Source organism: Nocardia gipuzkoensis (genome assembly GCF_021183645.1).
GTDB classification, from domain to species: domain Bacteria; phylum Actinomycetota; class Actinomycetes; order Mycobacteriales; family Mycobacteriaceae; genus Nocardia; species Nocardia abscessus.
In genome coordinates, this window is record NZ_CP089225.1 from 5,508,000 (window position 1) to 5,527,949 (window position 19,950).

The window sequence follows — 19,950 nt, forward strand, 5'->3', positions numbered from 1 at the left end:
GGTGCCTGCCTGCTCGTTTCATCCTCGACTTCCCGCCTAGGAGATGACGTACTGTGCCACCTTCCCAAGGATCGGCGCACCCGCTCCGGCTGCTCGGCGTCTATGCCGCGCTGCTGGCCGTGGTCTATGCGCTGGTGTTCTTCACCGGTGACAAGTCCCCGACGCCCAAGCTCGGCATCGACCTGCAGGGCGGCACCCGGGTCACACTGTCCGCGCGCACGCCGGACGGCAGCAAGCCGAGCCAGGACAGCCTGAAGAAGGCGCAGGACATCATCGAGAACCGGGTCAACGGGCTCGGTGTCGGCGGCTCCGAGGTCGTCATCGATGGCGACAACATCGTGATCACCGTGCCCGGCGACGACGGGCAGCAGGCGCGCGCGCTGGCGACGACCGCCAAGCTCTACATCCGCCCCGTGCTGCAGGCCGTGCCCGCCGCCGGTCGCGGCGCCACCCCGCAGACCGCGCCGGGCACGCAGCAGGCGCCGGAGGCCCAGCCCAGCACGCCGGAGACCGCGGAGCCGACACCCGCACCGCAGCAGCGGGTGTTCCCCGCCCAGCAGCCGACCCAGCCGCCGGCCGATCCCGCCCTGACGCCCACCGAAGAGGCCACCAGAGAGATCCAGGCGGCGAAGGCACTGCGGCAGAGCACCGATCAGTCCGTGCAGCAGACCGCGCTGGCCACCCTGGACTGCGGGAAGGCCGATCCGCTCGCGGGCAACGACGACCCGGCCCTTCCGCTGGTGACCTGCTCGACCGACGGCACCGAGGTGTTCCTGCTGGACAAGAGCCGCATCGACGGCCAGGAGATCAAGGACGCCACCTCCGGCCTGAACCAGCAGCAGGCCAGGCACGAGGTCTACTTGGACTTCAAGTCCGGCGGCAGTGACGCCTGGGCGGCGCTGACCGGCGAGTACGTCTACAAGCGGGTCGCCTTCGTACTCGACTCGAAGGTGGTCAGCGCACCGGTCGTGCAGCAGGGGCCGCAGCAGGGCGGCCGCACCCAGATCTCGGGCAACTTCACCGCGTCGTCGGCGAAGGAATTGGCGAACACGTTGAAGTACGGCTCGCTGCCGCTGTCGTTCCAGACCTCCGAGGCCGAGACGGTCTCCGCCACGCTCGGCCTGTCGTCGCTGAAGGCAGGCCTGCTCGCCGGTGCGATCGGCTTGGCGGTGGTGTTGCTCTACTGCCTCGCCTACTACCGGATGCTCGGTTTCGTCACCGGCTTGTCGCTGGTGGCCTCCGGGTTGGCCGTCTACGGCATCATGGTGCTGCTCGGACGCTGGATCGGCTTCACGCTCGACCTCGCCGGGATCGCCGGTCTGATCATCGGTATCGGTATGACCGCCGACTCGTTCGTGGTGTTCTTCGAACGGATCAAGGACGAGATGCGCGAGGGGCGCAGCTTCCGTTCCGCGGCGCCGCGCGGCTGGCAGCGCGCCCGCCGGACCATCCTGTCCGGCAACGCCGTCAGCTTCATCGCCGCGGCCGTGCTGTACATCCTGGCCGTCGGCCAGGTGAAGGGTTTCGCGTTCACCCTCGGTCTCACCACGATCCTCGACGTCGTGGTGGTTTTCCTGGTCACCTCGCCGCTGGTGCTGCTCGCCTCCCGGACGGCGTTCTGGTCCAAGCCGTCGGTGAACGGCCTCGGCGCGATCCAGCAGATCGCCCGCGAGCGGAAGGCGGCCGCGGCCGCCCTCGGGAAGGCGTGAGGACGCGATGACCAACAGCCACACCACCCATTCGCTCGACAAGCCGAGCGCCACCGAAGTCACCGACGTATTCGAGGCGGTCACCGAGCCGCAGCCGCCCAAGCACGGCTTCTTCAACCGCCTCTACACCGGCACGGGCGCGATCGACGTCATCGGCAAGCGCCGGATGTGGTATCTCATCACCGCCGTGATCGTGCTCATCTCGCTGGGCAGCATCCTCTTCCGCGGCTTCAACTTCGGCATCGACTTCGAGGGCGGTTCCCGCATCCAGTTCCCGGCCGGGAACGCGACCACCAGCGAAGTGGAGGATGTCTACCGGGGCGCCATCGGCACCGACCCGGTCTCGGTGCAGACCGTCGGCACCGGCGGGTCGGCCACGATGCTCATCCGGTCCGAGGCGTTGAACCAGGAGCAGGTGGAGGCGGTCAACAGCGCGCTGTTCGCCGAGTTCCAGCCGAAGGACAAGACCGGCAACCCGAGCCTGGCCGCGATCAGCACCTCCGACGTCAGCGAGACCTGGGGCAGCCAGATCACCCGCAAGGCGCTCATCGCGCTCGCGGTGTTCCTCGTGCTCGTCGCGGTCTACATCGCGGTCCGCTTCGAGACGCACATGGCCATCGCGGCGCTGGCGGCGCTGGTCTTCGACGTCACCGTCACCGCGGGCGTGTACTCGCTGGTCGGATTCGAGGTCACCCCGGCGACGGTGATCGGCATCCTGACCATCCTCGGCTTCTCGCTCTACGACTCGGTCGTCGTGTTCGACAAGGTCGAGGAGAACACCCACGGTATTCTCCATCTGACCAGACGCACCTACGGTGAGCAGGCCAACCTCGCGGTGAACCAGACGCTCATGCGCTCGATCAACACCGCTCTGATCGGCATATTGCCGATCGTCGGCTTGATGGTGATCGCGGTCTGGATGCTGGGCGTCGGGACCCTCAAGGACCTGGCGCTGGTGCAGCTGGTCGGTCTGCTGATCGGCACGTACTCCTCGATTTTCTTCGCGACTCCGCTGCTGGTCTCGATCAAGGAACGCTGGGGACCGGTGGCGGCGCACACCAGGAAGGTTCTGGCCAAGCGGGCGGGCGCGGCCAGCGCTCGCGCGGGGGTCGCGGCCGAGCGCCGGGCGAGCACGGCGGCGGGACGGGACCTGGACGAGACTCCGCGCCGGCAGCGCGCGGCCGGGCAGGCGCCGCGACCAGGCGCGCGCCCGAGCGGGAAACGGCACAAGAGGCGGAACTGACACCAGGCAGGGGGTTTCATGCGACAGCCACGCAGGGCGGTACGACTGATCGGAGCGCTCGTTGCGGGCACGGTGGCCGCCGGGCTGATGGTCGGATGCTCCAGCAAGAACCAGGTGCCCTCCATCGGTTACGCGACCGATGCCACCATCGCCACCTATAACGGCGGCAGCACACTCGGGGCGAGTTCCGGCTCGCCCGCGGTGTTCTCCCGGGTGCTCACCGGGTTCTTCTACACCGGTCCGGACGGCCAGCAGGTCGCCGACACCGACTTCGGCACCGCCAAGGAGGTGCCGGGCGAGTCGCAGACCATCCAGTACCGGCTCAATCCCGACGGCGTGTACTCCGACGGCGTACCGACCTCGTGTGACGACCTGGTGCTGGTCTGGGCCGCCCGCAGCGGGCGGTACACCAAACCGGGTGACCGGGGACCGGTTCCGCTCTTCGACGCCGCGAGCACCAGCGGCTACGCCGACATCGAGCGGGTCGAATGCCAGCCCGGCTCCCGTGACGCCACGGTGGTGTTCCGGCCCGGTCGCCGTTACCTGCCGTGGCGCAACCTGTTCACGGCGGGTGAGCTGATGCCCGCGCATGTCGCGGCACGGGTGGCGAACGTGCCCAACGTCGTGTCGGCCTTGCAGACCGGCGATCCGAACGCTCTCGGCCGGATCGCGGAGTTCTGGAACACCGGATGGACCATCCCTGCCGACGGCAAGCTGGACCTGTCGCGGTTCCCTTCCTCGGGGCCCTACCGCATCGAATCCTTCGGCAGCGCCGACGGTTTGGTGCTGGTGGCCAACGAGCGGTGGTGGGGAAACAAGCCGGCGACCGGGCGAATCGTGGTGTGGCCGAAGACCTTCGACTTGAAGCAGAAAGTCGGCGACAACGCCGTCGGCGTGCTCGACATCGGCGCGAACTCGGTGAAAGACCTGAACCTGGGCGGCTTCTCGGTGCAGACCGTGCCCGGCCGGGGCGCCGAGCAGCTGGTGCTGACGACCGGCGGAGTGTTCTCCTCGGTCGAGGCGCGCCGGGCGTTCGCGCTGTGCCTGCCGCGGCAGACGCTGTTCGACAAGCTCGGTAAGGTGCCGGACGCGCCGAAGACGGGGCTGGGCTCCGGCCCGCTCAACGCGCACGTCGTGCAGCAGGATTCCCTGTTCTACCCGGCGGTCATCGCCGCGTCGAACAAGTACTCCGGCGGCGACGTGGCCAACGCGACCAGGGCGGTGGCGGCCTCCGGCGCACCGAACCCAACTGTCCGCATCGGCTATACGGCTCCGGACGATCGCCGCGCGCAGACCGTCGCGATGATCGCCGAGGCCTGCAAACCGGCGGGGATCACCGTGGTGGACGCCGGTGCGCCCGACTTCACGCCTGCCCGGCTCGCCGAGGGCAAGGTGGACGCCGTGCTGGGCAGCACCGCGTCGGCGCCCGGTCCGGCGGGTTCGATCGCGGGAGTCACCGCGACCAGCGCGTTGCGCACCGGTAGCGGGCTGAATGTCGGTCGCTTCGGCAACGGCCGCTACGATGCGATCACCGATCAGCTCGGGGCCGAGGACAACTCGGGCGCACAGCTGAATCTGCTCATCGAGGCCGAGAACCTGCTGTGGGCGGAGCTGCCGAGCATTCCGTTGTTCGCCACCCCGCGCACGATCGCCTTCGGCAAGGGGTTGCGCAACGGGATCGCTGCCCCCAACCAGGCCGGATCCGGATGGAACATGGACCGGTGGGTGCTCGAGCGGTGACAGATGGTGTGGGTGATGTGATCATGGAGAGGTGTCGATGAGCAAGCACGCGGCAATCGAATCCGACGAGGTAGCCGCCGAACGGACCACCAAAGCCGCCGAGGTGGTCGACCGTTTGACCCGTTGGCACGACGATTTCCCCACTCCCGGTGTCCGTTTCGCGGATCTCACCCCGGTGTTCGCCGACGCGGAGGGCTTTCGCGCGGTGGTCGAGTGCCTGGCCTCGTGCGCGCCCGACGCCGATCTGGTGGCCGGCGTCGACGCCCGCGGCTTCCTGCTCGGGGCCGGTGTCGCTGCGTCTCTCGGCACCGGCGTGCTCGCGATCCGCAAGGCGGGCAAGCTGCCGCCGCCGGTGATCAGCCGGGAATACAGCCTCGAATACGGCACCGCCGCGCTGGAGATTCCCGGGGACGGCATCGACCTGTCCGGCCGCCGAATTCTGTTGCTGGACGACGTTCTGGCCACCGGGGGCACCCTCGCCGCCGCCGCTGAACTCTTCAAGCAGGCGGGCGCCGAGGTGGCCGCCGCCGCGGTCGTGCTGGAACTGGGCTTCCTCGGCGGGCGTGCGCGGCAAGGTGACTACCCGCTGACCTCGATCGTCAAGCTCTGAGCCGGTACGGATAGACCGTACGCGGAAGCCCGCCCGCCACTCGCGGCTGGCTCCGCGTAGCGGAAATCGTTGCCCCGCACCACGATTACTCTCAGGGCCGCGACGTGCGGTCTGACGAGCCGGGAGGCGCGGCAGCTGCGGCGGATGGTAGCCGCGGGGGAGCCGGGCGCGGCCGTGGCCGCCACCATCGGCGCGTCGTCCTGACCCGGAAGTGTGATCCGAATTGCACTGGCGCATTCGCCGGAGTTGTGTTTACCCTGGACAGGTCTTATCCCCGTTGATCGGAGTTCTGCCGTTGCTCATCTGAGGTAGCCACACGTGCGGCCCGCATTCGCGCGCCGTGTTTCGTCGCAACCTCTGGGAGCTGGTATGACCAATCTGTCTTTTTCCGATCTCACTTTCGGCTGGCCGGACGGCACCCCCGTTTTCGAGGGGCTCGACGCCGTCCTCGGTCCCGGTCACATCGGCCTGGTCGGCGGAAACGGCGCGGGCAAGTCCACGCTGCTGCGGTTGATCGCGGGGGAGCTGAAGCCCGTTCGCGGGTCCGTCACTGTCACCGGGCATCTGGGGTATCTGCGCCAAGACCTCGGTCTGGGCGCGGGTCAGCGCGTAGATGCGGTGCTCGGCATCGCTGAAGTACGAAAAGCGTTGCACCGCATAGAATCCGGGCACGGGAGCGAAGCCGATTTCGACCTGGTCGGCAATCACTGGGACGTCGAGGAGCGAGCCTTGGCCTTGCTGGCCCGGCTCGGCCTGCACTACGTCGCCGATTCGGTGGAACAGCTCGATCGCACCCTGGACACACTGTCCGGCGGCGAGACGGTGCTGCTCGGGCTGGTCGCCGAACTGCTCGCCGAACCCGACGTGCTGTTGCTGGACGAACCGACGAACAACTTGGATCAGGTGGCTCGCGCACGGCTCTACGAGGTGGTCGGACAGTTCTCCGGCACGGTGCTGACGGTCAGCCACGATCGTGAGCTGCTGGAGCGGATGACGTCCATCGCGGAGTTGCGGCACGGCGAAATGCGGCTGTTCGGCGGTAATTTCAGCGAGTACGAGCGGATCGTCGCCGCCGAGCAGGAAGCGGCTCGCGCGGCGATCCGTGATGCGCGCAGCGACGTTCGCAAGCAGGCGCGCGAGCTCGTCGAGGCGCGCATCAAGCTGGACCGCAGGCAGCGGTACGGACAGAAGATGTGGGACCAGAAGCGGGAGCCGAAGATCGTGATGGGCGAACGCAAACGGCAGGCGCAGGTATCGGCGGGCAAGCTGCGCAACAACCACATCGAGAAGCTCGACACCGCCAAGGAACAGCTCGAGCAGGCCAAGGAGCTGTTGCGCGACGATCGGGAGATCCGGGTGGAGCTGCCCGACACGCGGCTGTATCCCGGCCAGGAGGTGATCGAGCTGGACCGAGTCGAGCTGGCCTGCGGGCCGACGGTGACGCTGCGGGTGTCCGGTCCCGAGCGGATCGCGTTGACCGGTCGCAACGGCGTCGGCAAGACGACGTTGCTGCGGGCCATCGCGCAGGAGGGGCCGAAGGTGCCGTGGCGCATGCTGCCGCAGCGGCTGGACGTGTTCGACGAGCGGCGTTCGGTGTTCGACAACGTCGCTTCGACGGCGCCGCACGCGTCCGCGGAACGGATCCGGGCGCAGCTGGCCCGCTTCCTGTTCCGCGGCGCCGACGCCGATGTCGCGGCCGCGGCACTATCCGGCGGCGAGCGGTTGCGCGCGGCGCTGGCCATGCTGCTGCTGGCCGATCCGGCACCACGGCTGCTACTGCTGGACGAGCCGACCAACAACCTCGACCTGCCCAGCTTGGAGCACCTCACCCAGGCGCTGGCGAGCTTCGAGGGCGCGCTCATCGTGGTGAGCCACGATCCGCGTTTCCTCGACGACATCGGAGTCACCCGGCGTCTCGAGCTCACCGCCGACGGCTTGGCGGAGACGCTGGTGACCTGACGCGCTATCGGTCCAGCAGCGCCGACAACCGCTTCGGGGCGACGAGGCGGTAACCGTCCTGGACGATCTCGGCCACCTCGTCCCAGTCGAGTGCGATGTCGAGACGAACGCCGATCCAGCCGCGGTGCCCGACATAGGGCGGCACGAAGAACCGGGCGGCCTCGGCGGCGATCAGTTCGGCCTGCACGCCCACGGGAGCCGGGCACCAGATCGTCGCGCCCGGCTCCCGATGCCCGTTCTCGAGGTAGTAGGTGAACACGGTTTTCGTGCGAACGAAAAAGGTGGGAGAGCCATGGCTGGGCCGTTCGGTGCTCTCCGGTAGCTCCAGGCAGATCGCGCGAATGCGGGCGAGCGGGTCCACCGGTGAAGCTTACGCGGCGCGGGCAGCCCGCCGCAGGATGCCGGGATGTCTCAGCAGGCCGGGCGCCAGCCGCACCGCGAGGTAGGTGAGCGTGAGCCAGGGCCGCAAGTGGGGCTGCAACGTGCGGATGCGGCCCTGCTCATCGAGTCCGAGGACCAGTGCCTCGGTCAGCCGGAACGGTCCGATCGTGGCGGCGGCCAGCAGGACGCGCCGCGCGCCGTCGCCGATCTCCTCGGTCCAGCGCAAGCCGGTGAGGCTGCCGTAGGCCGCCGAGAGCAGCACGCGCAGGTCGTCTCGGCCGCGGAACACCAGCCGGCCCGACAGCGGCGAGATCAGCTCGGCGTCGGGCGCCAAGACCTGGGTCAACGCGTCGATGTCACCCGCCTCCGTGGCCCTGCGGAACTCGGCGATCGCTTCGGACATGTCCCTCACCCCTTGGCTCGTCGATGGATTCGAACCTAGTGGAGGTCACTTGCAAAAAGCAACGGACTAGACTGGGCGAATGCCCAAGGCCGCTTTCTCCGACATCGTCTGCTCCATCGCGCGCACGGTGGACGCGATCGGTGAGCGCTGGACGCCGCTGATCCTGCGCGACCTGTTCGTCGGGCTGCGCCGCTTCGAGGATCTCCGCCGCGATCTCGGCATCGCCTCCAACGTGCTCGCCGCTCGCCTGGATGCGCTGCAGGAGCACGGCATCGTCGAAAAGCGCGCGTACCAGTCGAATCCGCTCCGCTACGAGTACCTGCTCACCGAACGTGGCCGTGACCTGTATCCGGTGCTCACCATGTTGATCACCTGGGGTGACAAATGGCTGTCGGGCGCGGAAGGCCCGCCCGCCGTCGTGGTCCATCGCGAGTGCGGTCGGCCGACCTCCGGTGTAGTGGTGTGCCTGGAATGCGGCGAGCCGCTCACCGCGGACGATGTTCGGTGGCTGCCCGGCCCCGGGGGCCGGCAGGGGCCGGGAACGATGCTGATCGGCGACTTGCTCGAAGCGGGAGCCGCCGCCGACTGATCCGGGTGTTCCGCCCGGCCGGATGCCTTGCCGGGCCGGATAGTTGCGAGTTCGGGGTGTAGGCATGCGTGCGCCCATCGGCTGCGTGGCGGTCGGAACCCTTGACCGGCTTTGTTTTAGTCATCTAGACTAAAACAAAGAGAGGACGTGATCACATGGGATATGGACACTGGGACGACTCCGCCTACCACGCGGCCAAGACCTTCCGTGCCGCCCGCGGCATCGACGATTTCGGCTACACCGCCCAGATGCGGGCCGAGCCGCCCGCGGACTGGCGGGTGCATCCGATGCTGGATCCGCTGGGGGTCACCGCGCGCGAATGCCGGGATTCGGCCGAGCACGGCAACTCGTTGCCCATCGCGGTGCTGTTCGACGTCACCGGATCGATGGGCCGGGTACCGCGGATCATGCAGGACAAGCTGGGCACGCTGCACGGGCTGTTGCGGCGCAAGGGATACGCGGAGGATCCGCAGATCCTGTTCGGGGCCATCGGTGACGCGGATACCGACCGCGTGCCGCTGCAGATCGGTCAGTTCGAATCCGACAATCGGATGGACGAGCAGTTGCGCGCCGTCTTTCTGGAGGGCGGCGGTGGTGGGCAGAAGTCCGAAAGCTACGAACTGGCCGCCTATTTCCTGGCGACGCACATCGTGACCGACGCGTGGGAGAAGCGGCGCAAGAAGGGCTACCTGTTCTTGATCGGTGACGAACTGAACAAGCCGCGGCTGGCCTCCCGCCACATCCGCGCGGTCATCGGAGACAGTGTGCGCCGAGACATCTCGGTGGAATCCGTGTACCGCGAGCTCGCCGAACGCTGGCACGTGCACTACATCCTGCCCGACCAGTCGAGCTACTTCCATGATCCGGAGATCGCCGAGCACTGGCGCGCGCTGCTCGGCCAGAACTTCCTGCGTCTGGACGACCCGGCCGCGGTGTGCGAACTCATCGCGCTGACGATCGGATTGGCCGAGGGGCGCGTCGACCTCTCCGCCGGGCTGGCCGACCTGCGGGATGTCGGGTCCGTGGCCGAGGCCGCGTCGGTCGGTAAGGCGCTGGGAGTCGACGGCGGGCGACCGCGCGCACTGCCGCGTGGCCGCGGCTGAAACCGGGGCGGGCATGTACGGGCCGCACATCATCGTCGTGGATCTCGGTTTCGGGGACGCGGGCAAGGGCGCCACGGTCGACTGGCTCTGCGCACCCGAGGCGGGATTCGATGTCGCCGCCGTGGTCCGGTTCAACGGCGGGGCGCAGGCGGCGCACAACGTGATCGCCGACGGGCGGCATCACACGTTCGCTCAGTTCGGATCGGGGACGTTCGCGGGCGTGCCGACCTTGCTGTCGCGGCACATGCTGGTCGAGCCGATCGCGCTGGCCGCGGAGGCACGCAGGCTGGCCGCGCTGGGCGTCCGAGATCCGCTGTCGCTGTTGCGGATCGATGGGCGGGCGCTACTCACCACGCCCGTCCACATCGCCGCCAACCGTGCGCGCGAGGATGCGCGGGGTTCCGCGCGGCACGGTTCGTGCGGTCGCGGGATCGGCGAGACCGCGGGATACGCGCTCGCGCACGACGCTCCCACGGTGTCGGATTGCCTGCGCCCCATGGTGCTGCGGCGCAAATTGCGGACGCTGGCGGCGTTCTACGCGCCGCTGATCGCCTCGAGCGATCATCGCTACGAACCGATCGATGATCTGGTCGAGATGTATCGCGAGTTCGCCGGGGCGGTACCCGTGGTGGGCGACGATCAGCTGGCCCGGTTCGCGCGGCAGGGCCGGCTGGTGTTCGAAGGCGCCCAGGGCGTCCTGCTCGACGAGTGGCGCGGGTTCCATCCGCACACGACGTGGTCCACCGTCGAGCCGCGCAACGCGCGGGCGATGCTCGCCGAGATCGGCGCGTCCGGTTACGTGCTCGGCGTCACCCGGACCTATCAGACCCGCCACGGCGCCGGTCCGCTCCCCACCGAGGTTCCCGGCCTCGATCTGCCCGAGCCGCACAATGCGGCAGGCCGGTACCAAGGCGCGTTCCGTCTCGGGCACTTGGACACGGTCCTGCTGCGCTACGCCATCGAGGTATGCGGCGGCGTCGACGGGATCGCGGTCAACCATCTCGACGTGCCAGGGACGCGATACGCCGCCACGGGATACACCGTTGACGGTGTCGCCGTGGACGCGGTGCCCGCTGGGCGCTGGCAGGACCTGGACCACCAGCGGGAGCTGACCGGGTTGTTGTCCCGCGCCGAACCCGTCCTCGCCGAATTGCCTGCCGACCCCCTGCCCTGGCTGGCCGGGACGCTCGGCGTGCCGGTCGTCCTCACCGGCCACGGCCCCGGCCGCCGTCACCGCAGCCGCGCGGCATATACCGCCGCGGCGTGAATCGTCCGCGGTGGCGCACCGCGAGACGGTCCACCCGCGGTGCGGACGGTCGGGCAGGATGGGTGGCCGTGGAGCAGTCCGTTGTGTCGGTGGATGTGGTGGCGTTGCGGTTCTGGGACGAGGACGGTGAAGTGCGGTTCGGGATCGCACCCCGTGCGCTGGAGCCGTTCGCGGGGCAGCTGGCCCTGCCGGGTGTGCTGCTCGGACGGGGGGAGCGGCTGGCGATGGCGGCGCGGCGAGCGGTGCACACCAAGTTGGGTGTGCCGGAGGCCGCCATCGGACCGGTGGGGCAGCTGGTGACCTTCGACGAACCGAACCGCGACCCGCGCGGACCGACGCTGTCGATCGCGATGTGGGCGGTGGTGGGCCCGCACGAGGGACCGGCGCGGTGGACCGGGTTCGACGAGGTGCCCGAGCTGGCGTTCGACCACGATCGCATCGTCGCGGTGGCCCGCGGTGTCCTGACGCGGTTGCTGTGGAAGGACCTGACGTTCACCCGTGCCCTCCTCGGCGCGGAGTTTCCCGCGACGAGGGCGGTGGCGGCCGCCACCGCGCTGTCCGGAGCCCGTCCCGACCCCGCGAACCTGAACCGCACCCTGGCTGCCGTCCCCGGCCTGGCGCGCACCACCGAACGGCGTCGCGTCAAGGCGACCGGGCGGCCCGCCGCGGTGTGGGCCTTCGGCGCGGAGGAGGGAACGGCGTAGCCACCGCCGTCGTCGTTTCGTTCCGGGCGTGAACCGGTGCGTGTTCGCTGCCGACGTCGCCGCGGATCGGAGGCGACGACTCGGCGCCGCGGCGCGCACACGACTCGGCGCCATGGGGCAGACACGACTGCGCCGTGGGACGGACATGACTCAGCGCCGTGGCGCGTACATGATGACGCCGACGCCGACGAGGCAGATCGCCGCGCCGAGGTAGTCCCAGCGGTCGGGACGGAACTTGTCCACCAGCACGCCCCACGCCAGTGATCCCGCGACGAAGACACCGCCGTAGGCGGCGAGGATGCGCCCGAAGTTCGGATCCGGTTGGAACGTGGCGACGAAGCCGTAGGCGCCGAGCGCGAGGACGCCCGTGGCGATCCAGACGACGCCGCGCTGCTCCCGCCAGCCCTGCCAGACCAGCCAGGCGCCGCCGATCTCGGCGAGCGCGGCGAGGGCGAACAGGAGCAGTGAGCGAGCGACCGTCATGGCGGGGACGGTACTCAGCCGGTATCGGCCGGACGGCGTTGGCCCGGAGCCACCTCGTAGACGGCGTAGGTGCGCCCGAGCACCGGGTAGGAGACGTTCCGCACCGGCACACCGCCCTGGGTGCGACCGAATTCCGTTCCGCCGTGGGCATGCCCGTGGACGGCGAGCAGCGCCCCGCCCGCGTCGACCGCCGCGGCCAGATCATGACAGCCGAGTCCGGGGTAGATCTTGGGCGGTTCACCGGCCAATGTGTCGAGGACAGGCGCGAAATGCATGAGAGCGATGCGGGTTTCGCAGTCGATCAGGTCGAGCGCCTGGCGCAGCCGCAGGGCGTCGAGCGGACCGCGGCGCATGCGGGCGCGATGTTCGGCGGAACCTTCTTCCGGTGTGCCGGGATGGCCGGGGAAGCCGCCGCTGCCGCCCATGACTCCGGCGACGCCCAGCCGTATTCCCTGGACAGCGAGTGCGATCGCGGTGCCGTCCAGCACGTGGACGCCCAGCGCGGTGAGCCGCGCCGCGATCAGGTAGCCCGATTTCCGATCATGGTCGTGATTGCCCAGCACGGCGACCACCGGCACCGGAAGATCGGCGAGTTCGGCGCACAGCAGATCCGCCTCCGTTCGGCTGCCGCCGTCGGTGAGATCGCCTGCCAGCAAAAGGAGGTCGGCGTCCGCGGACAGGCGGAGGAAATCGGGACGAAAACGTCCGGACACGGCCGCGCGCATATGGAGGTCGCCGACGGCCGCGACGCGAAGGCATCGTGCGGTCACGACGGCCAGCCATCCATATCGGCGAAGGGCGTGTCAAGCGACGGTGCCGAGCCACGGGCGGTGAGTCACAGGCGCGCCGATCGCGTCGCACGGCGGAAACTCGGCGTTCACCTCGCCGCGACCCACCGTGAAGTTCGGATATAGCTTTCCGCTATGCCTTGTTCGAGGCGTGTTCAGTGAGGCGACGGGCAGTGTGGCTCCCGATGAAACGTCCATGAACACTGCGGCGACGGGCTATCGCACGTCCCGGTCGGTCCCGCATGGTTCGCGGTATGAGCCGAGCGCGACTGCTGCCCAAAGTTGTTGCCGTCGCGGCGGCCGTATTCCTCCCACTGTCCGGTGCGGCCGGAATCGCCGAGGGGGAGGCACAGGCGGCCAAAGTAGTCGTGATCGGCTTGGACGGCCTGATGTACAGCAAGATCGAGCAGGCTCAGGCGCCGAATCTGTTGCGGCTGAGCAGTGCGGGCTTGCTGAGCCGTTCATCGATCGCCCCGCACATCACCATCTCCGGCCCCTCCTGGGCCACCGTGCTGACCGGGGTGTGGGATCGCAAGCACGGCATCACGAACAACCAGTTCACCGCCGCGCCGTTCGCGCGGTACCCGACGGTCTTCACCCAGCTCGAACGGGCCCGGCCGGCGCTGAAGACGCAGTCCATCGCGACCTGGGACCAGATCGCCACCATGACCGGCAGCGGCAGCCCCCGCGCCGACGTGGTCGTCTCCACCGCGCCCGTGCCGGACGATCCCGACGAGGCGCGCACCGATGCCGCCACCACCGACGCCGTGGTGACCGCGATCGGCAAATTCGCGCCCGACCTGATCTTCACCCATCTGGACCAGGTGGACCGCGCCGGTCACGACGCCGGTGGCGCCTCGCGCGCCTATCTGGACGCCGTGACGCGCATCGATGCTCTGGTCGGCCGCCTCGTCGCCGCCGTCGACGCCCGCGCCGCCGCGCACCCCGCCGAGCGGTGGACCGTGCTGGTCACCGCCGATCACGGTCACACGCCGAAAGGCGGGCACGGCGGCCGATCGGCCGACGAGACGACCAATTTCGTCATCGCCCGCGGCCCCGACTTCCGGCCCGGCGCCACCAGTACGCGAGCAACCCTGGTCGACATCACCCCTACGGTGCTCGACCTCCTCGACGTCGCTTCCACTGCCGATCTCGACGGCCGCTCCCTGCTTCCCGAGCCCGTGCCCGCCCGGTCGCCGCTCTCCGAACCCCAGCCCGCCGCCATTCGCTGACCGAGCCGCGGGGACCGAGCCGAGGCTCGTCGGCTCCGGTGCCCTGGTTGTTCCTCGATCGACTGCCGGGGGCGATATCGGGCGCAGGTTCCGCCCTTCTCCCCTCATCGGGTGGAAAGCGCTGGTCGTGGTAGGTGCGGCCGTTGGTCTCGTTGCCGCGCCCCCAGGAAGGTGCTGCTCGTGACGGCTCGGGGGTGTCCGATATCTGACGGTTGCCAGGTGTGCCCGGAACCGCCCGGCTTCGGCGCCCGTTCCCTCTCCGAAGGCCCTGGTGCGCATCCGTCGCCCGCTGAGCGGACGTGGGTGCTCCGCCCGGACTAAAGTTGGTGGTCCGGGAGGTTGCACCGGTCGGATAGGGTGGTCCGATCGAGGCGCGGAGAGGTGGTGGCATGACGCAGCATCTGGGCGAGGCGAAAGTCGAGCAATCGACGTCGGGCCCGCAGTCGAACGGTGCGGGCGCCACCGACGCCGCGCAGGTCGCGAAACCGCAGACGCCGGCGAACGCGACGCCTCCGCGGCAGCCGGGCACCTCCGCCGCCGTCCCGACCTCGGCCTCGCGCCGGGTGCGTGCGCGCCTGGCTCGCCGCATGACGGGGCAGCGCGGTATCGCGGCGGTCAAGCCGGTGCTCGAACCGCTGGCCACGGTGCATCGCGAGTTGTACCCCAAGGCGAACCTGACCCTGCTGCAGCGCGCCTTCGACGTGGCCGACGACCGGCACAAGCATCAGTTCCGCAAATCCGGCGATCCCTACATCACCCATCCGCTCGCGGTGGCCAACATCCTCGCCGAACTCGGCATGGACACCACCACGCTGGTGGCCGCGCTGCTGCACGACACGGTGGAGGACACCGGCTACAGCCTCGAGCAGCTGACCCAGGACTTCGGCTCCGAGGTCGCCCACCTCGTCGACGGCGTCACCAAGCTGGACAAGGTCAACCTGGGCGCCGCCGCCGAGGCCGAGACCATCCGCAAGATGATCATCGCGATGGCCCGCGACCCGCGCGTGCTGGTGATCAAGGTGGCCGACCGGCTGCACAACATGCGCACCATGCGTTTCCTGCCGCCGGAGAAGCAGGCGAAGAAGGCCAAGGAGACGCTGGAAGTCATTGCGCCCCTGGCCCATCGCCTCGGCATGGCGACGGTGAAGTGGGAGCTGGAGGACCTCGCCTTCGCGATCCTGCACCCGAAGAAGTACGACGAGATCGTCCGGCTGGTCGCCGACCGCGCGCCCTCCCGCGACACCTACCTGGCGAGGGTGCGGGCCGAGATCGTCAACACGCTGGCCGCCTCCCGGATCAACGCGATCGTCGAGGGCCGTCCGAAGCATTACTGGTCGATCTACCAGAAGATGATCGTCAAGGGTAAGGACTTCGACGACATCCACGACCTGGTCGGTATCCGCATCCTGTGTGACGAGGTGCGTGACTGCTACGCGGCCGTCGGCGTGGTGCACTCGCTGTGGCAGCCCATGGCGGGCCGGTTCAAGGACTACATCGCCCAGCCGCGCTACGGCGTCTACCAGTCGCTGCACACCACCGTGGTCGGACCGGACGGCAAGCCCCTCGAGGTGCAGATCCGCACCCAGGACATGCATCGCACCGCGGAGTTCGGCATCGCCGCGCACTGGCGCTACAAGGAGACCCGCGGCAAGCACTCCAACGACACCGCCGAGGTCGATGACATGGCGTGGATGCGCCAGCTCCTGGACTGGCAGCGGGAGGCCGCCGACCCGGCCGAGTTCCTGGAGTCGCTGCGCTTCGACCTGAAGTCGCCGGAGATCTTCGTCTTCACGCCGAAGGGCGACGTCATCACGTTGCCGCAGAAGTCGACGCCGGTGGACTTCGCCTACGCCGTGCACACCGAGGTGGGCCACCGCTGCATCGGCGCCCGGGTGAACGGGCGCCTGGTCGCGCTGGAGCGTCAGCTGGAGAACGGCGAGGTCGTGGAGGTGTTCACCTCCAAGGCGCAGAACGCGGGACCCAGCCGCGACTGGCAGAACTTCGTGGTGTCGCCGCGTGCCAAGGCCAAGATTCGCCAGTGGTTCGCCAAAGAGCGGCGCGAGGAGGCCCTGGAGAGCGGCAAGGAGCAGATCTCGAAGGAGGTCCGCCGCGTCGGGCTGCCGCTGCAGCGGTTGATGAGCGTCGACGCGATGACCGCGGTCGCCCACGAGCTGCACTACACCGACATCTCCACGCTCTACACCGCCGTCGGTGAGCACCAGGTCTCCGCGCACCACGTGGTGCAGCGGCTGATGGCGCAGCTCGGCGGCATCGGTGACGTGGAGAACGAGCTGGCCGAGCGCTCCACCCCGTCGACGACGCCGAGCAGGCAGCGGGTCACCGGCGACGCGGGCGTGCTCATCCCCGGCGCCACGGGCACGGTCGCCAAGCTGGCGAAATGTTGCACCCCGGTGCCCGGTGACGAGATCATGGGCTTCGTGACCCGCGGCGGCGCGGTGAGCGTGCACCGCACCGACTGCACGAACGCCGGTTCGCTGCGTGAGCAGGCCGAACGGATCATCGAGGTGTCCTGGGCGCCGTCGCCGTCCTCGGTGTTCCTGGTCGCCATCCAGATCGAGGCGCTCGATCGCACGCGGCTGCTGTCCGACGTGACGAAGGTGCTGGCCGACGAGAAGGTCAACATTCTGTCCGCGTCGGTGGCCACGCACGGCGACCGGGTGGCGATCAGCAAGTTCACCTTCGAGATGGGCGATCCGAAGCACCTGGGGCACCTGTTGAACGTGGTGCGCAACGTGGAGGGCGTCTACGACGTCTACCGCGTCACCTCCGCGGCCTGATCGACGGCTCCGCCACCAATCGATAGCTATCAATTAACTGTCGACGCAACGAGTTTCGCGTGCGCGGCATCGGTTCCGGGGTTGCCATCCGCGGCGGGTTGTCGGAAACTTGTCGGACTGATTCCGGGAACGCGCCGCGGTGTGTCGCGTTCATGTCGGCGTGTCATGGAAGTTTTCCGTCGATGCGGCAGTAATAGCCGGAATCTGTTACCGTCTATTGCGTTTCATGGCGTTGAGGTAGCTGCGGCAGACGACTTGATTGCGGATCGCTATGACTGGATACACGGCAAGACTCTCGGGGATGCTGGTAGCACTCGCCGTGGTTGTGGCGACCGCAGGTGTCGCCGCGGCGGAGCCGTCGAGTCCCGCCGGTCCGTCCACGAACATTCGCCTCGCGACTTGTCCCGCGTTGTACGCCTTGGGAATTCAGGGCACCGGTGAATCCTCGCCGGACGCGGCGCCCAGCACCGATACCGGCATGCTCTCCACCGTCTTCCGCCCGATGATGGCGAAAGCTCCCGACACCGGTCTGGTCGACCGGGCCTATGTGCCATACGAATCCGGTTTCGGCGGTGTGACCGGCGGTGGCGCGGCACCCTACTCGGAATCGGTGACCGGCGGCCTCGACCGTTTGCGGAACATGGCCGAAACCGTCGCCGACACTTGCCCGAACACCCGTTTCGCGGTGGTCGGTTACTCGCAGGGCGCGCACGTCGCTTCGATGTTCGCCCAGGAGATCGGCCAGGGTCGTGGCGTGCTGCCCGCCGAGAAGGTCGCGGCCGTCGCGCTGTTCGGTGACCCCACCCGCAATCCGGGCGCGCCGCTGTTCCCCGGTTCGCCGGGCAAGGCGAGGCCGGATCCCGCGCCGGGAACCTCGGGTGACCGGCTCGGATCCCTCGCCGCCCTGCCGCAGACACCCGCCGCCGGCGGCGGCATCGGCCCGGAACGGGACAAGGCCGCCAACTTCGGGGCGCTCACGGGCCGGGTGGCGAGTTTCTGCACGGCGGGTGATCTGGCGTGCGACGCCCCGGACGGCGCGCCGATCCTGAAAGCGGTCGCCAACGTGGTCGGCCAGTCCAAGCTCAGCGGTGGCGACCCGATCGCCTCGCTGGTGTCCATCGCCCAGGCGCTGGCGTTCACCTCGATCAAGACCGCGACCCAAGTGGTGAACGAGGACGTCCAGGGCAATTCGCTGGCCACCCTGGCGATCTCGCCGCGGAAGTCGATCTCGCAGCGTCTGGCCGACGCCTCGGACCCGCGCACGTCGCTGAATCTGCCCGGTGCGTTGCAGGCACTGCTCAAGGTCGGCATGATCGGGTTGAACTCCGTGGTCACGGTGGTCCGGGCGGTCATCAACCCGGCGAACATCTCCGAGCTGGCTACCGCGGGCCTGGCGAATCCGCCCGCCGCGCTGCTGCTGCTCGGCGCCAGGTTGCTCGGCGCCATCCCCCAGCTGATTCCGCCGACCACCGGAGTCCGGCTGGTCACCCAGGCATTCGACGCGGTAGTGCAGAACATCACCGACAACAGTGAACTGCTGAACACGACCACCTGGGTGCGCTACTGGGACACCGTTCAGCGCCACACCGCCTACGGCAGCGCGACCGTCTCGGCGAACGGCGCCGCCCCCACCCAGTTCGTCGCCGACTGGTTCGCGGCCGTCGCCCGCGACGTCGCCGACGCCTTCGGTGGCAAGGCCGAGCCGCGGGGCGTGCTGGAGAAGCAGCCCACCGGATTCTTCGGGGACGGCTCCGGCGCGTCTCCCACGTCGAGTTCGTCCGGTACGGGACAATTTCCGTTCGGGACAGGAGCCGATGGCGCCTCATCCGGCGGCGTGACATCGATTCCGCCCACCGACCGACCCGGCATACCCAACGCCTACCCGTTCTCCACGAACTGATCGCCGAGAGGGTCCGACGATGCGATACTGCGTGCCCTGCTCTGCGGGAATGGGGGAATGTTGAAGTCGTACAAACAGCTTTCCCGCTGGTACGGCGCTTTGGAGCCGGAAACCGACGCGCCGGAGCCAGGCAAGCGTGACGAGCCGAACGTCATCGCCCCCGCGGACGATGACGGGCCATCGCGCTACCCGGACTACATTCGCGACGACGACCAGCCCTGGCAGCGCAGACCCGACGAGGTCCCGGCGGATCTGCCCGCCCAGCGCAGCGAATTCACCGGAGGGTGGTCGGATTGGGTGGTGACCGGCCACGCACCCGGTCCTGACGACGACTACGTCGCGCCCCGGCCGGTCGGTCCGGTCCCGTTCCCGTGGGCCGACGACGACGAACCCGAGCCCGAGGACCGGCCGCGTCCCGCGGAGTCGCGTGCGCTGCGGCAAGCCGCCCGTGACCACCCCGCCCTGCGCCGGGCCCGGCTGCTGATCCTCGTCATCGTGGCGGTGCTGGTCATCGCCGTGGCCGCGGTGGGTGTGCTGTTGCTGCTGCGCTCCGCGGCCGATCGCGCCGCTTTGACGAGGGACTCGCACATGTCCGAGTCGGTGCAACTCACCGTCGGCGGCGCGCAGGCGGGCACCGATCCGCGCGCGATCAGCGCGGGCGCCTGCCCGACCGAACGCAGCGACACGGTCGTGCGCAGCGCGGAGGCAGGCGGCACCGGATCCGGACCGGACGCGGTGCTGTCGTTCCAATACGCGTACTACGTCGAACGCTCCGGGGAACGGGCCCGCGCGGCCGTCGCGCCGGATGCCAACGTCCAGCCGGCCTGGGTCATTCAGCGGGGGATCGACTCGGTCCCGGTGGGCACGGCACATTGCGTGCGGATCGTGGGCGCCGGTGACAACAGGTATTCGGTGGAGGTGACCGAGTACCGGCCTGGCGGCGTGCCCGCCACGTACAACAGACAGACGGTCACCACCGCGGTGATCGACGGTCGCACCCTGATCACGGGTATCGCGGCCGGATAAAGGAGAGCAGAGGCG

17 protein-coding genes are annotated in these 19,950 nt (G+C 69.1%); 13 read left to right on the plus strand and 4 right to left on the minus strand.

From position 1 onward, the window contains the following. Window positions 1–53 precede the first annotated feature (53 nt). The 5 genes from secD (at window position 54) to LTT66_RS25155 (ending at window position 7,261) form a co-directional block, all read left to right on the plus strand. Window positions 54–1,709, plus strand: a complete 1,656-nt coding sequence (gene secD / locus LTT66_RS25135; RefSeq protein WP_233060910.1) for a protein translocase subunit SecD — start codon at window positions 54–56, stop codon at window positions 1,707–1,709. Between the two features lie 7 nt (window positions 1,710–1,716). Continuing rightward, window positions 1,717–2,952, plus strand: coding sequence for a protein translocase subunit SecF (gene secF / locus LTT66_RS25140; RefSeq protein ID WP_181724820.1), 1,236 nt, complete (start codon window positions 1,717–1,719; stop codon window positions 2,950–2,952). Between the two features lie 18 nt (window positions 2,953–2,970). Continuing rightward, window positions 2,971–4,692, plus strand: coding sequence for an ABC transporter substrate-binding protein (locus LTT66_RS25145; RefSeq protein WP_233060911.1), 1,722 nt, complete (start codon window positions 2,971–2,973; stop codon window positions 4,690–4,692). A gap of 37 nt (window positions 4,693–4,729) precedes the next feature. Then, window positions 4,730–5,302, plus strand: a complete 573-nt coding sequence (locus LTT66_RS25150; protein ID WP_233060912.1) for an adenine phosphoribosyltransferase — start codon at window positions 4,730–4,732, stop codon at window positions 5,300–5,302. A gap of 369 nt (window positions 5,303–5,671) precedes the next feature. After that, window positions 5,672–7,261, plus strand: a complete 1,590-nt coding sequence (locus LTT66_RS25155) for an ABC-F family ATP-binding cassette domain-containing protein (protein WP_233060913.1) — start codon at window positions 5,672–5,674, stop codon at window positions 7,259–7,261. 4 nt (window positions 7,262–7,265) lie between these two features. Here the strand turns inward: LTT66_RS25155 and LTT66_RS25160 are convergent, their stop codons facing one another. Both LTT66_RS25160 and LTT66_RS25165 read right to left on the minus strand, forming a co-directional pair. Further along, complete coding sequence (locus LTT66_RS25160) at window positions 7,266–7,622, minus strand: MmcQ/YjbR family DNA-binding protein (RefSeq protein WP_233060914.1); 357 nt, start codon at window positions 7,620–7,622, stop codon at window positions 7,266–7,268. A 9-nt stretch (window positions 7,623–7,631) separates the two neighbouring features. Beyond that, window positions 7,632–8,045 (minus strand): nuclear transport factor 2 family protein, encoded by a 414-nt coding sequence (locus tag LTT66_RS25165; RefSeq protein ID WP_233060915.1) that lies wholly within the window; start codon window positions 8,043–8,045, stop codon window positions 7,632–7,634. 79 nt (window positions 8,046–8,124) lie between these two features. Between LTT66_RS25165 and LTT66_RS25170 the strand changes: the two genes are divergently transcribed. From LTT66_RS25170 to LTT66_RS25185, 4 genes are all read left to right on the plus strand, one after another. After that, the gene (locus LTT66_RS25170; RefSeq protein WP_233060916.1) at window positions 8,125–8,634 is read left to right on the plus strand and encodes a winged helix-turn-helix transcriptional regulator; all 510 of its coding nucleotides are present in this window, start codon (window positions 8,125–8,127) and stop codon (window positions 8,632–8,634) included. A 155-nt stretch (window positions 8,635–8,789) separates the two neighbouring features. Beyond that, entirely contained in the window at window positions 8,790–9,737 is a 948-nt protein-coding gene (locus LTT66_RS25175; protein ID WP_233060917.1) for a hypothetical protein, read from the plus strand. Between the two features lie 13 nt (window positions 9,738–9,750). Then, a complete protein-coding gene (locus LTT66_RS25180; protein ID WP_233069393.1) occupies window positions 9,751–11,004 on the plus strand; it encodes an adenylosuccinate synthetase in 1,254 nt (417 codons plus the stop codon). Between the two features lie 68 nt (window positions 11,005–11,072). Beyond that, complete coding sequence (locus tag LTT66_RS25185) at window positions 11,073–11,708, plus strand: NUDIX hydrolase (RefSeq protein WP_233060918.1); 636 nt, start codon at window positions 11,073–11,075, stop codon at window positions 11,706–11,708. A 150-nt stretch (window positions 11,709–11,858) separates the two neighbouring features. Here the strand turns inward: LTT66_RS25185 and LTT66_RS25190 are convergent, their stop codons facing one another. Together LTT66_RS25190 and LTT66_RS25195 are read right to left on the minus strand one after the other, a co-directional pair. Next, entirely contained in the window at window positions 11,859–12,191 is a 333-nt protein-coding gene (locus LTT66_RS25190) for a YnfA family protein (protein ID WP_233060919.1), read from the minus strand. A 14-nt stretch (window positions 12,192–12,205) separates the two neighbouring features. Further along, window positions 12,206–12,961 (minus strand): metallophosphoesterase family protein, encoded by a 756-nt coding sequence (locus LTT66_RS25195; RefSeq protein ID WP_233060920.1) that lies wholly within the window; start codon window positions 12,959–12,961, stop codon window positions 12,206–12,208. A gap of 272 nt (window positions 12,962–13,233) precedes the next feature. Between LTT66_RS25195 and LTT66_RS25200 the strand changes: the two genes are divergently transcribed. The 4 genes from LTT66_RS25200 to LTT66_RS25215 all read left to right on the plus strand — a co-directional run bounded on the left by LTT66_RS25200 (window position 13,234) and on the right by LTT66_RS25215 (window position 19,935). After that, window positions 13,234–14,211: an alkaline phosphatase family protein gene (locus LTT66_RS25200; RefSeq protein ID WP_233060921.1), complete on the plus strand. Its 978-nt coding sequence runs from the start codon at window positions 13,234–13,236 to the stop codon at window positions 14,209–14,211. Window positions 14,212–14,600: 389 nt separating this feature from the next. Next, entirely contained in the window at window positions 14,601–17,009 is a 2,409-nt protein-coding gene (locus LTT66_RS25205) for a RelA/SpoT family protein (protein WP_233060922.1), read from the plus strand. Window positions 17,010–17,310: 301 nt separating this feature from the next. Continuing rightward, a complete protein-coding gene (locus LTT66_RS25210; protein WP_233060923.1) occupies window positions 17,311–18,909 on the plus strand; it encodes a cutinase family protein in 1,599 nt (532 codons plus the stop codon). A gap of 57 nt (window positions 18,910–18,966) precedes the next feature. Further along, complete coding sequence (locus LTT66_RS25215) at window positions 18,967–19,935, plus strand: hypothetical protein (RefSeq protein ID WP_233060924.1); 969 nt, start codon at window positions 18,967–18,969, stop codon at window positions 19,933–19,935. The last annotated feature ends 15 nt before the right edge of the window (window positions 19,936–19,950 follow it).